At 41.8% G+C, this 13,618-nt stretch carries 11 protein-coding genes; 9 read left to right on the plus strand and 2 right to left on the minus strand.

What is annotated here, in order from left to right; translation table 11 throughout:
• Window position 1: 1 nt before the first annotated feature.
• A complete protein-coding gene (gene hemA, locus Xets_RS11220; protein ID WP_099132300.1) occupies window positions 2-1,264 on the minus strand; it encodes a glutamyl-tRNA reductase in 1,263 nt (420 codons plus the stop codon).
• Between the two features lie 314 nt (window positions 1,265-1,578).
• Between hemA and lolB the strand changes: the two genes are divergently transcribed.
• From lolB to Xets_RS11245, 5 genes are all read left to right on the plus strand, one after another.
• Entirely contained in the window at window positions 1,579-2,196 is a 618-nt protein-coding gene (gene lolB, locus Xets_RS11225) for a lipoprotein insertase outer membrane protein LolB (RefSeq protein WP_099132301.1), read from the plus strand.
• Window positions 2,196-3,098, plus strand: coding sequence for a 4-(cytidine 5'-diphospho)-2-C-methyl-D-erythritol kinase (gene ispE, locus Xets_RS11230; RefSeq protein WP_099132302.1), 903 nt, complete (start codon window positions 2,196-2,198; stop codon window positions 3,096-3,098). The genes lolB and ispE overlap by 1 nt, the downstream gene beginning before the upstream one ends.
• A gap of 59 nt (window positions 3,099-3,157) precedes the next feature.
• Window positions 3,158-4,105, plus strand: coding sequence for a ribose-phosphate diphosphokinase (prs, locus tag Xets_RS11235; RefSeq protein WP_187651682.1), 948 nt, complete (start codon window positions 3,158-3,160; stop codon window positions 4,103-4,105).
• A 773-nt stretch (window positions 4,106-4,878) separates the two neighbouring features.
• The gene (locus Xets_RS11240; protein WP_187651676.1) at window positions 4,879-6,936 is read left to right on the plus strand and encodes an autotransporter outer membrane beta-barrel domain-containing protein; all 2,058 of its coding nucleotides are present in this window, start codon (window positions 4,879-4,881) and stop codon (window positions 6,934-6,936) included.
• Window positions 6,937-7,194: 258 nt separating this feature from the next.
• Window positions 7,195-9,177 (plus strand): autotransporter outer membrane beta-barrel domain-containing protein, encoded by a 1,983-nt coding sequence (locus Xets_RS11245; protein ID WP_187651677.1) that lies wholly within the window; start codon window positions 7,195-7,197, stop codon window positions 9,175-9,177.
• Window positions 9,178-9,239: 62 nt separating this feature from the next.
• Here the strand turns inward: Xets_RS11245 and ychH are convergent, their stop codons facing one another.
• Complete coding sequence (gene ychH / locus Xets_RS11250; RefSeq protein WP_099132305.1) at window positions 9,240-9,515, minus strand: stress-induced protein YchH; 276 nt, start codon at window positions 9,513-9,515, stop codon at window positions 9,240-9,242.
• A 262-nt stretch (window positions 9,516-9,777) separates the two neighbouring features.
• Between ychH and pth the strand changes: the two genes are divergently transcribed.
• The 4 genes from pth to Xets_RS11270 all read left to right on the plus strand — a co-directional run bounded on the left by pth (window position 9,778) and on the right by Xets_RS11270 (window position 13,466).
• Entirely contained in the window at window positions 9,778-10,368 is a 591-nt protein-coding gene (pth, locus tag Xets_RS11255; RefSeq protein ID WP_099132306.1) for an aminoacyl-tRNA hydrolase, read from the plus strand.
• Window positions 10,369-10,478: 110 nt separating this feature from the next.
• Window positions 10,479-11,570, plus strand: coding sequence for a redox-regulated ATPase YchF (ychF, locus tag Xets_RS11260; RefSeq protein ID WP_099132307.1), 1,092 nt, complete (start codon window positions 10,479-10,481; stop codon window positions 11,568-11,570).
• Between the two features lie 268 nt (window positions 11,571-11,838).
• Window positions 11,839-12,813: an AraC family transcriptional regulator gene (locus Xets_RS11265; protein WP_099132308.1), complete on the plus strand. Its 975-nt coding sequence runs from the start codon at window positions 11,839-11,841 to the stop codon at window positions 12,811-12,813.
• 74 nt (window positions 12,814-12,887) lie between these two features.
• Complete coding sequence (locus Xets_RS11270) at window positions 12,888-13,466, plus strand: NAD(P)H-dependent oxidoreductase (protein WP_099132309.1); 579 nt, start codon at window positions 12,888-12,890, stop codon at window positions 13,464-13,466.
• Window positions 13,467-13,618 lie beyond the last annotated feature (152 nt).

Raw genomic sequence — 13,618 nt, forward strand, 5'->3', positions numbered from 1 at the left:
GTTAGTTATGATCCAGCCCAAGGCTGTCCCGTAATAGATTCAGGCGTTCCAAATCGCCATCGCTGGCAGCCTGTTGGAGAGATTTAGTCGGTGTATGGATCAGACGATTCGTCAACTGGTAGGTCAATTGGTTAATGATCTGTTCAGCATCAGCGCCTTGCCTTATGGACATCAATGCTTTTGCCGTCATTTCAGCCCTAATTTTCTCTGCCTGTTCTCGATATTCGCGAATTGTATTAACAGCGCCTTGAGAACGCAACCAATCCATGAAATGGCTGCTTTCTTGTTGCACAATCCCTTCCGCAACAACTGCCGCTGCTTTACGTTGGGCAAGATTTTGCTGAATGATAGCCTGTAAATCATCTACGCTGTACAGATAAACATCACTCAATTTTTCCACATCTGGTTCAATATCGCGAGGAACAGCAATGTCAATCAGCAACATGGGTTGGTTACGACGTAATTTCAACGCCCTTTCGACCATACCTTTACCAATGATCGGCAATGGACTGGCGGTGGAGCTAATGACAATATCCGCTTCAGCCAATCGGGTATCGATATCCGGCAGGGAAATAACTTCTGCATTGACTTCACTGGCAAGCATTTGTGCCCGCTCTTTTGTCCGGTTGGCGATCATCATGCGATTCACACCATGCTCTTTTAGGTGACGGGCAACCAGTTCAATCGTTTCCCCTGCTCCCACCAACAGGATATTCAGTTGGGAAAGGGATTCGAAAATTTGCCGTGCAAGTGTACAGGCAGCAAATGCTACAGAAACGGCATTGGCGCCAATTTCTGTTTCTGTTCTGATCCGTTTAGCCACCGAGAAAGATTTTTGGAATAAGCGTTCCAGTTCACTCGACAGAGATTGATAATTTTGCGACTCAGCGAAAGCCTTTTTCACCTGCCCCAAAATCTGCGGTTCCCCCAATACAAGGGAATCCAGACCGCTTGCAACTCGCATTAAATGCCTGACGGCCGCATTGTCTAAATGCCAGTAGAGGCTGCCGGTCAAATCATCAGGGTCAAGCTGATGATATCTGCATAGCCAATGAATTAGCTGTTCTTCAAAATTACCCTGCAGTTCAACACTGAGGTAAAGCTCTGTACGGTTACAGGTGGACAGCACAACGCCGCCTCGCACCAGTGGTTGTTGGAGCAAGTCATCAAGCGCTAATCCTATTGTGTCAGGAGAAAAAGACACCCGCTCACGTAAAGAAACAGGCGCTGTTTTATGGTTGATACCGAGTGCTAATAAAGTCATCTTAACTGCATTGAGTTATCATAGGGGGCAAGATCATGATGATATCGATAATTATTCTCATAAACTCACACCCTTCATAAGGACTCTCATTGGTCGAGCATTCTACTTGATGCATCAGTGCAATAAAAGTCAATCAGACGGTTCTGCGATAATTTTATTCGAGAATTCTCAGCAAACTTTCGTTAAATTACCCTCTATGATTATAGACTTGAATAGCACGCTTTAAGTTGTCATATAGATATTGCCATATTTATAACCGACAGAGTTTTATAATCGACAGAATACTAAGCTTTCTTACCACCAAGGGTTACCGTATGAAAATGTCTGCTTTTTTTCGCTTACTTCCCCTCTCCGGTGTTTTACTGACTGCCTGTACACTCACGCAACCCCCTATGGGCACGGGATCAGCGGATACACCACAATGGCACACCCGTGAACAGCAACTGCAAAAACTAGGGCATTACCAAACCCGAGGTTCTTTCGCTTACCTGGCAAATGAAAAAAAAGTCTACGCCCGATTTTTCTGGCAACAATATTCACCTGACAATTATAAGTTACTGTTACTCAATCCATTGGGTACAACAGAATTGGAATTATTCGTCGAACCGAATATGATTCAGATCACTGACAATAATGGTAAAAAATATCTCAGTGATAAACCCGAATTTTTAATTTACCAACTGACCAATATGAATATTCCTCTGGATAATCTAAGAAGCTGGATTATCGGTTTGCCTGGTAATGCCAAAAATTTTCAGTTGGATGCAAATTACCTGCTTAAATCCGTAAGTGACAAAAAAAATGGTGAGATTTGGCGCGTAAATTATCAAGGATACGATACATCGATCACGCCAGCCTTACCCACTCGACTGGAGCTTACGCAAGGAAGCAACCGCATAAAATTAAAGATGGATAATTGGACGATTCAATAATGACTTTAACCTGGCCTTCTCCGGCAAAATTGAATTTATTTTTGTATATCACAGGACAACGGCCTGATGGCTATCATGAACTGCAAACACTGTTCCAATTTTTAGATTATGGTGATGAGATCACCATCGCACCACGTCAAGATAATCAAATCCACTTACTGACTCCGGTTGCAGGCGTAGCCCATGATGACAATTTGATTGTGCGGGCAGCCCGATTATTGCAGAACCATCTATTACAAAAACGCGCATTACAGAATCACAATGTGACTCAATCCGGCAACGAACATTTGGGAGCCGATATCCGCATTAATAAATGCCTGCCAATGGGCGGAGGTCTCGGAGGCGGCTCTTCCAATGCAGCAACGGTATTAATTGCCCTCAATCACCATTGGCAAGCCAATCTGTCCGATGATGAACTGGCACAGCTTGGCGTATGCCTTGGGGCAGACGTTCCTGTCTTTGTCAAAGGCCATGCCGCTTTTGCCGAAGGTATTGGGGAAAAACTCCAGCCTGCTTCACCGAAAGAAAAATGGTTTTTGGTTGCCCACCCTGGAATTGAAATATCAACACCAACAATTTTCACCGATCCTGAATTAAAAAGAAATTCTCCGATTCGCACTCTACCCGCATTATTACAGGCATCATTTGCAAATGATTGTGAACCAATCGCAAGAAAACGTTTTCGTGAGGTTGAACAGCTTCTTTTATGGCTGTTAGAATACGCACCGTCACGCCTGACCGGAACTGGTGCATGTGTTTTCGGCGAGTTCGAATCAGAAGCATCGGCCCGTAAGGTGTTAAATCAAGCCCCAGAGTGGATGCAGGGCTTTGTTGCGCGTGGCGTCAACATTTCTCCATTGCATACATTCCGCTCTGGGATACCCATGTTATTGAACCAATGAGCAATATTTGTTTGATTGGTCAACAATATCTCTCTGGACGCAAGCCTGAGGTTTTTCTCGTGCCCGATATGAAGCTTTTTGCTGGTAATGCCACACCTGAACTAGCACAACGTGTTGCCAACCGCCTGTACACTAACCTGGGAGACGCTGCTGTCGGTCGTTTCAGCGACGGTGAAGTCAGTGTTCAAATCAATGAAAATGTCCGCGGTGGTGATGTTTTCATCATCCAGTCCACTTGTGCACCAACCAACGACAACCTGATGGAATTAGTTGTGATGGTCGATGCGCTACGTCGTGCTTCTGCTGGTCGTATTACCGCTGTTATTCCTTACTTCGGTTATGCTCGTCAGGATCGCCGTGTCCGTTCGGCACGTGTGCCTATCACTGCAAAAGTTGTTGCTGATTTTCTGTCCAGCGTTGGTGTAGACCGTGTTCTCACTGTTGACCTACACGCCGAGCAGATCCAAGGTTTCTTTGATGTTCCAGTTGATAATGTATTTGGTAGCCCAATTCTTCTGGAAGATATGCTCCAGAAAGAGCTGGAAAACCCGATTGTTGTCTCTCCAGATATCGGTGGTGTTGTTCGCGCCCGTGCGATTGCCAAGCTGCTGAACGATACGGATATGGCTATCATTGATAAACGTCGCCCACGTGCAAACGTTTCTCAAGTGATGCATATTATTGGTGATGTTGCTGGCCGTGATTGCGTTCTGGTAGATGATATGATCGATACAGGTGGCACACTGTGCAAAGCGGCTGAGGCATTGAAAGAGCGTGGAGCGAAGCGGGTGTTTGCTTATGCAACCCACCCTATTTTCTCTGGCAATGCAGTGGAAAATATCAAAAACTCAGTGATCGATGAATTTGTGGTCTGTGACACAATTCCTCTGTCTGATGAGATTAAGGTGTTGAACAAAGTTCGCACTTTGACACTGTCTGGCATGCTTGCTGAAGCTATTCGCCGTATCAGCAATGAAGAGTCAATCTCTGCGATGTTTGAGCATTAATGTTTAAGTTTTGCGTCAATATTAAGCGCTAACTTATTCAAGTGATTAAATAAATCATTGCTTGAAAAACCCCGTTGCTGTATTTGCAGCAGCGGGGTTTTCTGTTTGTTTGATATACTTAGCTAATATTTTCAATTTGAATTAATAATTATTATGAATAGTTTTCATTTGAAAATAATTAAATTTATCAAATAGTTATACTATTATAATAAATTTCACTCAATAAAATAAAACGATTAAATTGACATAAAAATTAATGTTAATATCCCACAAACATTTCAATCCATCTGGTACGTCCAGTTCCAAATATTCTAACAATACTGGTGTCATTGAATAGTTGCTGCTAACCTGTCGCACGCTTAATAGCGGTGATTTTATTTCCTTACATCACATAACAATATCGGAAAACAGGTATTATTTTTTCTATAAAAAATAAATTATCCTAATAAGTAAGCTATCAATATCCAGGGATGAAAGGGATAATTTTCGACTGATTATTTTATATACATCCTTAAGAGCTGAACTTTTTAAGATCACATTATCTATAAAAAATGCAAAGTCATATGGAAGTTCAATAACAAGGAACCATACTTAATTGTAGACAGCCGTTATCAATAAGTTAGCTGTCCTATATGGGTTTATTTCAATATTAAACATATCGACTTCTCTAACTCTACTGAGGAAGAGTTGTAGGACTTTTTTGTTCAAAAAAAAGACCTTACAAAGGCGAGAGGCTGATTAATAACAAAAACTACTTTTTAAGGAGAGTGCCAATGAAAAAGGCATTTTTATTTACACCTGCACTGTTAGCGCTTTCAATCAATGCTATTTCTAATGCTCATGCTTATGATCGAGTGTATGTCTTTGGAGATAGCTTGAGTGATGGTGGAAATAACGGAATATATATGCCAGATGGAAAAATAAATCAGCTATATCATCAGTATTTTTCCCTACAGGCTATAGGCGTAAATTCAGCTCCATCCAAGGATGGTGGAACTAATTATGCCCAAGGTGGTGCTACAGCTCTAAAACAATACAGTAAATACGGCTTTAATACGCAAGAACAGGTAAATAGATATCTTAATGCCCATAATGGCAAAGTTGATCCTAACGGCATCTATATTCACTGGGTAGGTGGTAACGATCTTGCCAAAGCTTTGGAAGACGCCTCAAAAGAAACAGATCCACTACAAGGTCAAAAAATTGCCGCTGGTATTGTCATCACCAGCGCTACCGCAGCTGCAAATCAAATCAATCAACTTATCGAAAAAGGTGCTGGATTAGTTATTGCTCCAACCGTTCCTGATGTGAGCACTACTCCTAGATTTTTAGAAACATTACTTAGTCAAGTTATAATTCGCCAAGCCTTAGAATCCAAAGGTATTAAAGATCCTAAAGTTTATGATAATCTACCTGAAGACCAAAAAAAACCCATCGAACAAAAAATCAATGACACTTTGAAATCTGTTCGTGATGGCATTAATGCATATCCTACTCCTAATAGCGATTATCGCCGTCAACTTATTGAAGGTACACTGAAAAAAATTATAGAAAAATCATCTTCAGATAAAGAAACAAAAGAAGAAATAGAAGCAAAATATGAAAAACTTCTCGCTGCCTACAATAAGACAAGTGAAGATGCATCAAAACTCACTGATACATACAATGAGCTACTCGACAAACTAATTAGCAAAGGAAACGGCAATATTTTGCGTGCCAATATCAATGGATTGCTGCATGAAGTGATCGCCAATCCTCTGATTTATGGCATTCAAAATACATTAGGTTATTCTTGCGAGCAAGGTAAAGACGCTAATAAATGTTCCTCCAACGACTCAGGGTTTACCAAAGACAAAGAATTTTTATTCTCTGATTCTTTCCACCCAACACCGTTGGGACAGAAGATCATGGGCCAATATATTACCTCTATTTATAATGCCCCATCACAGGTAATGACCCTAAACCAAGTCAACCGTACGCCAATTAAAAGTGCCCTATCTTCCCTTGATGGTCACCTGCAACAACTGCGTAACGGCGGCAATGAACAAGGCAAAGTCGGCGTCTTTGGCGGCTATACTGGCAACCGAGATAAAACCTTTACACTGGGTAGCGATTATCAGCTAATAGATAACCTGCTGTTGGGTGCAATGTACTCTAACTATAAAGAGGAACGCTCACCCATTGCTGATTTTTCTTATGGAGGCCGTGGTCATGTTCTGACAGCGTATACATTGTGGAACTATTATAATAACGGTTGGTTAAGTGGCGATGTCCATTATTCACGCACCAATTATGATAGCCTGACCCGTACTATCCAGCTTGGTGAAGCCACCCGCAGAGAAACTGGCTCAACCACAGGTAAACAATGGGGAGCGCGCATTACCGCAGGCTGGGATATTCCTGTTACTCACTATCTGACCACCAGCCCAATCATCCAATATGTCTGGGATAAAGGTGAAGTTGATGGTTACCGTGAATCCGGCAACAATAATACTTCCATGCATTTTGGTGATCAAGACTACACGTCTAAAGTGGGCACCCTGGGCTGGCGGGTAGATACTAAACTAGGCCGTTTCAATCCTTATGCCTCCGTTCAGTTTAATCACCAATTTGGTGATACAAGCTACAAACTGAGCGGTGCCATTAACTCCACCAAAACTTCTTTTGTGCAGGAAAGTGGCAAGCAGAACACCAATTGGCGTCAATATACTGTCGGCGTGAACGCAAACCTGAGCAATAACCTACGCGGTTTTGCTTCTGTAACCCGTAATGACGGCAATACCCAAGATCCTAGCTACAATTTCAGTTTGGGTATCAACGCTAGTTTCTAAAACACCCGTCTGTAAGAGAGCATTTACTCAGGAACGCAAGGCAAAATTACTGCCTTGCGTTTTTATTTAATCATCATTCAGCATTAATATACGCACGTTAACATTGTGTTTAATTTTCGTATATGCAGATAGAAGTAGTATCGAACTGAAATAATCAGAGAATCAGCCATTAACCGAAGAGAGATGAGCAAATACCCTTTTAAATCAAGGTGTTTTGGCTGGCGTGAAAATAATGCGCTGTTTTTTCAGGAGATCTACATGAAAAAAACACTCTTTTTAGTATCAGCCACGACTGTACTATTAGTTAACCTCATGACAAATTCTTATGCCTACAACGATGTGTATGTTTTTGGAGATAGTTTGAGTGATAGTGGGAATATCGGCAGATTTACAACAGATGGTAAGGACACTGAACTCTATGATGAATATATAGCCCAAAACCTCACTGGCAAAAAATTGACACCCTCTAAAGAAAACGGAACCAATTATGCATATGGAGGCGCAGCAGCTAACGATTCTGGGAATCGTCTCTGGGATCATTTTGTTCACTCAACACAAAAACAACTCGATGACTATTTGCAAGCACACTCTGGACGGGCCGATCCGAATGGAGTGTACATACATTGGGTAGGAGGTAATGATGTAAAGGACGCTCTGGAAGATTTAGAGAAAGGCGATGAAAAAGCAGCGCAACATCGTATCAATAATAGTTCTGCATCCGCAGCATCGCAGATCAATCAACTCATTAAGGCTGGCGCGGGGTTAATTATTGTACCTAATGTTCCCGATATTGGTACAACCCCAAAAATTATGGAAGCAGTACTTAAAGGCGCTTTAAAAAAAAGCAAAGTACCCGATGACAAAATCGCCCAAATTCTGAAACAAGCTCATGAGGCCATCAACAAATACCCTACACCCAATGTGGAAATCAGAAATAAAATTATCCAGGGAGTTTTTAAAAAGATTGCTGAAGGTGCTTCTCCCCAAGATCCAGACGCAGCGAAAGAAATTTATCGCCAATTGCTTGCTGCTTATGATAATACCAACAAAATTGCTTCCCAATTTTCCGACGAATATAACCAAAATGAAGAGAATCAACTCAGTAACGGCAATATTCTGCGTGCCGATGTCAATCATCTCTTAAGGGAAGTTATTGAGAATCCAACCATCTATGGTATTGCTAATACCCTTGGTTATGCCTGTCCACAAGGTACAAGGGCTAATGAGTGTTCTTCTTCCGAGCCTGGCTTTGATAAAAGCCAACCCTACTTATTTTCCGATGACCTCCATCCAACCCCTTACGCACACAAAGTCATCGGTCAGTACATTATGTCGATCTACAACGCCCCTTTACAAGTGATGGCGTTGAACCACATCAACCGTACCCCAACCATAACCGCGCTAAGCTCACTTGACGGTCACCTGCAACAGCTTCGCAATGATCATCAGGCCAAAGGTAAAGTTGGCGTATTCGGTGGTTATACAGACAATCACAATAATACCCTTACATTGGGTAGCGATTATCAACTGACGGATAATTTGCTATTAGGGGCAACAATTTCACGTTATAAAGATGAACAAAATGCAACCCCTAATTTCAACTATGCTGCTACTGGTCATGTCATAGCAGCTTACATACTATGGAACTACTATGGCAGCGGATGGCTGAACGGCGATGTCCATTATTCACGTACCAATTACGACAATCTGTCACGCTCCATCCAGCTTGGTCAAGCCACTCGCAGGGAATCAGGTTCAACGATGGGTAAACAGTGGGGTTGGCGGATTACAGCAGGCTGGGATATCCCAATCACTCGTTATCTAACCACCAGCCCAATCATCCAATACGCCTGGGACAAGGGGGATATTGATGGTTATCGTGAAACAGGTAACAACAGCACCTCTATGCATTTTGCAGATCAAAATTATCATTCCAAAGTTGGCTCGGTGGGCTGGCGAGTAGATACTAAACTAGGCCGTTTTAATCCTTATGCCTCTATTCTGTTCCATCATCAATTCGATGATGAACGCTATACTCTTCGCAGCGCGATCAATGCGACCAAAACAAGTTTCGTCCAACAGGGAGAGAAACAGAATAGAGATCATGTCCAATATACAGTCGGTGTTAATGCCAATCTGACCAATAACTTTCGCGCATTTGCCGCCGTCTCACATGAAAAAAATGATAATGAACCGAATCATGACTACTATTTCAACCTCGGTTTCAATGTCAGCTTTTAATAGACTGAACATTTAACAAATGAAGGATAAGGCGGTAATTGTTACCGCCTTATCCAAAATAATCACGAATGTCGCTGTTTTTTACGGCAATAACGTTCATCGTAATTTTTCAGCCACCAATATTTATCAGTAACCTGTTCCCGACCGCCAATACTGGCGCCTACCAGCCAAATAAATGCCCCAACAAACAATCCCATTAATGAGAGGCTTGTCAAAAACTCCGAAAGACCAAAATTAAAGATATGGCTAAGCAATACATAAGCTAAGCTAATAAACATTGCCGCCATTCCTGCTCCCATGAGAATATTGCCAAAAATAAAAGCCTTTTTACGTCTCATAACCAACCTCCAATACTTTTTGTGAACGCTAATTTGCAAATACAACGAACGCAAAAGCACGAAAGTAGATATCTTCTTCAAAATTAATTATAGACTTATCATATGAAAGGTTATTGCGGTGGCGATCACAAGCTGTACAAATTTAAGCCTAATTTTTTACATTCCATCAGAATAATCTTTGTTAAATGAGTTTTGTACTCAAGCCTTGAGATAGGTAAACTAATCTCCTTTTTGTTCTATTGCCAATAAGCGAAATTAAACCGTGAGTAACATAAAATTAATCGTTGGCCTGGCAAACCCTGGAGCCGAATATGCACAGACCAGACATAATGCAGGGGCATGGTTTGTCGATTTGTTAGCACAACGCTATAACCAATCCCTGAAAGAAGAGAGTAAATTTTTTGGCTATACCGCCCGTATCAACGTTAATGGGCAGGATATTCGTTTACTGGTACCTACCACTTTCATGAACCTTAGCGGTAAATCTGTCCTTGCCCTTGCTGGATTTTATCGTATTCAGCCGGATGAAATCTTGGTTGCACATGACGAGCTGGATCTACCGCCTGGTGTGGCAAAAATGAAACTGGGTGGCAGCAATGGCGGTCATAATGGCCTAAAAGACATTCAGAATAAACTCGGTAATAATCCTAACTTCCACCGTCTGCGTATCGGTATTGGTCATCCAGGCGATAAAAACAAAGTCGTCGGTTTTGTCCTTGGCAAGCCTCCTGCCAGCGAACAAAAACTGATTGACGATGCCATAGATGAAGCATTGCGTTGTACTAACATCCTCATCAAAGATGGCATGAACAAGGCAATTAATCGCCTGCATGCATTTAAAGCCAGCGCTTAACTGGGAGTACATGGCGCATCGGGCTATTGCGTGTATAATAGCGCCATTTTGTAAACTCACCGACAAGCCTACTGCTTGTTGGTTTATAAGTGATTTAAGGTGATAAATATATGGGATTCAAATGCGGTATCGTTGGCCTGCCTAACGTTGGGAAATCTACATTATTCAATGCGCTGACCAAAGCAGGTATCGAAGCAGCAAACTTCCCGTTCTGCACTATCGAGCCAAACACAGGTGTTGTGCCGATGCCAGATCCACGTCTCGAACAGTTGGCTGAGATTGTTAAACCACAACGCACCCTGCCAACCACTATGGAATTTGTAGATATTGCTGGTCTGGTAAAAGGTGCTTCAAAAGGTGAAGGCTTAGGCAACCAATTCCTGACCAACATCCGTGAAACAGAAGCGATCGGTCATGTAGTACGTTGCTTTGAAAACGACAACATTGTCCACGTTTCTGGTCAGGTTGATCCTGCCTCTGATATTGAAGTTATCAATACAGAACTGGCTCTGTCGGATCTGGATACCTGTGAACGCGCTATCCATCGTATACAAAAGAAAGCCAAAGGTGGTGATAAGGACGCTAAAGCAGAGCTGGAAGTCTTAGAAAAATGCCTTCCACACCTTGAACAAGCAGGTATGCTACGCGCTTTAAATCTGAGTGCGGAAGAAAAAGCGATTATTCGCTATCTGAGCTTTCTGACCTTAAAACCAACCATGTACATTGCCAACGTCAATGAAGATGGTTTCGAAAATAATCCACACCTTGATACCGTTCGCGCCATTGCTGAAAAAGAAGGTTCCGTTGTTGTTCCCGTTTGTGCAGCGATTGAAGCCGATATCGCAGAGTTGGAAGATGCTGACCGCGAAGAATTTATGGCAGAATTAGGTCTGGAAGAGCCAGGCTTGAATCGTGTAATTCGCGCTGGTTACCAGTTGCTGAACCTGCAAACCTACTTTACTGCGGGCGTGAAAGAAGTTCGTGCCTGGACGATCCCAGTGGGTGCAACCGCCCCACAAGCAGCGGGTAAAATTCATACTGATTTTGAAAAGGGCTTTATCCGTGCTCAAACTATTTCGTTTGAGGACTTTATCACTTACAAAGGTGAACAAGGCGCGAAAGAAGCGGGCAAAATGCGCGCAGAAGGGAAAGATTATATCGTTAAAGATGGCGATGTGATGAATTTCTTGTTTAACGTCTAATCATTTTTCTTATCTTACAACATTTCAGGCTGTCCTATTAAAACGGGTTAAATCTTTAAAATCCACGCCATTGCGTGGATTTCCTGTTTTTATAATGTCACAAAGAATTATGATGGCTTTGGTTACCACTATAACAATTTAAATATCCTCCACAATTCTTGCCTAATCCTCCAATACCCCCTGTGACTGATACAAAATTTTTCCTTCTAGGGATATGCTATATAACACACTAATAATCATGGCTTTTATATAGGTAAGGAAATAGAAAATGGGGGCATCGAATCAACAACCCGATAAAACAGAAATTGAAATCCAGTTACAACAATTGGCTGGCAAAGTGGCCAAGTTAACGCGCCCCAATACACACGCCGTAAAAACAGTAATTCCTCAATTAACGCTCTGCCATTTGGAACAGCCAACCGATCCGATTGGTTGGTTGTATGATCCCAGTATTATGGTTATTGCCCAGGGGACAAAACGGGTAACGATTGGTGATCGTTCATATTGTTGCGATCCCCAACAAATCTTAGTGACTTCGACAAATATCCCCACCATTACCCAGACTTGTACCGCATCTAAGGAAAAACCCTTTTTTGCCTTGATGTTACAACTTGATATTCAGAAAGCGTCAAAATTAATGGTTGAAAATAAGGTCACGATAAAGCATCAAATTCAGGATACATGTGGATTAGCCGTGACTTCTGCTACAACGGATCTGCTGGTCTGTTTTAATCGTCTATTGGATATATTAAACACACCGGAAGATATTCCCGTTCTCTTTCCCCTAATACATAAAGAAATCATCTATCGGCTACTGAAAAGTGAATTGGGAGGACGTTTACAACAAATGGCTACCCAGGAAAGCCCAAGCCACCAAATCAGCCATACGATCCAATGGCTAAAAGAACACTTTGCTGATCCGGTTAAAGTCGAACAACTTGCCAAAATCGCCAAAATGAGTCTTTCTTCTTTTCATCATCACTTTAAGGCTGTCACTTCTATGAGTCCATTACAATACCAAAAATGGCTGCGTTTACACGAAGCAAGGCGCATATTATTGACCCAACACCACAATGTGACAACAACTGCATTTCAGGTTGGCTATGAAAGCACTTCCCAATTCAATCGTGAATATAGCCGTCTTTTTGGTGAATCTCCCTGCCGAGATATGAAACGGTTTCGGATCACCCATCAGGAGAAGAAAATAGATATTGCCGGAGCATTGGGCAACAATTGCCAATAAATAGGCATACATTCAATCAAAACCAGTCCTAAGATAATCCTCAGTTTATCAATGGAATAAAACAGAGGGTTATTATGGGCCATATTTTAGTTATCAATTCAGCAAAAATTTTTGACGAATCGAAAGGAGGGCTAAATAATGCCTTAACCGAAGTTATCAAAGATCACCTGACAGAGATAGGTCATAAAGTTCAGGTAACGCATGTAGATAAAGGTTATGACATCACCGCAGAGATTAATAAATTTCTTTGGGCGGATCGTATTATTTACCAAATGCCGGGTTGGTGGATGGAAGCACCGTGGATTTTAAAGAAATATGTCGATGAGGTTTTCCAGGCTGGCCGCGGTGCCTTGTTTAAGAATGATGGGCGAACCCGTCATGACCCTGCCAAAAAATACGGTTCAGGTGGCCTGATACAAGGCAAGGCTTATATGTTTTCGGTAACCTGGAATGCGCCACTGGAATCATTTGAAGATCCCAATCAATTTTTTGAAGGAAAAGGTATTGACAGTGTTTACTACCCTTTCCACAAGGCAAACCAGTTTTTAGGTATGTCTCCAATACCAACATTTGCTTGTTATGATGTGATAAAAAACCCACAAATTTCTCAAGACATTCAACGATTAAAAAAACATTTATCAGCATTTTTCTAGCTAAGGCGAGTGGAGAGCTATTTAATCAATTGCAAATACTCATCTAGAAAACAAAGATCGTACATATCCACTTGCATATTCTTCGTCTTTTAAGTTGCCTCTTTGTTGGCTGCGACGCAACTTGAAATTCATTGGGTATATACCAAGTGGAT

It is taken from the genome of Xenorhabdus sp. TS4, from assembly GCF_014467265.1.
GTDB classification, from domain to species: Bacteria; Pseudomonadota; Gammaproteobacteria; order Enterobacterales; family Enterobacteriaceae; genus Xenorhabdus; species Xenorhabdus ehlersii.